This window comes from Bacillus sp. SIMBA_005 (assembly GCF_046535585.1).
Classification (GTDB): domain Bacteria; phylum Bacillota; class Bacilli; order Bacillales; family Bacillaceae; genus Bacillus; species Bacillus pumilus.
The window spans coordinates 1-257 of the sequence record NZ_JAWRWI010000700.1 but is presented as its reverse complement, the minus strand read 5'-3'; the positions used below and the strand labels follow the sequence as shown (position 1 = coordinate 257).

General features: G+C 43.6%; 1 protein-coding gene. It reads right to left on the bottom strand.

The window, feature by feature from the left end; genetic code table 11:
• On the bottom strand, positions 1 to 257 hold a 257-nt coding region (locus SB660_RS21875; protein ID WP_410584538.1), incomplete at both ends, for a DNA polymerase beta superfamily protein.

Genomic DNA, 257 nt, shown 5'->3' with positions numbered 1-257 from the left:
GAATTGGTGAATAACATCGATTCTTGCTTCGAGGTCAAGCTCTTCCCCTCTTCTTTTCCGTTCAAGCAAGGTTTCCATTTCAGCCTTCAGCTCGGGTTCAGCAACAAGTTCATTCATCAAAACAGTAAAGTCCATTGGCGGTATGGTTCCGTGCTTTTCAATCCATTGGCAGGCCAAAATAGGCCGAAGAACGTAGAAGTACTTTTTAATTTTGACCTCTTGTCCTTGTAGATAATCCTTGACGTTCCTTCTCGCCA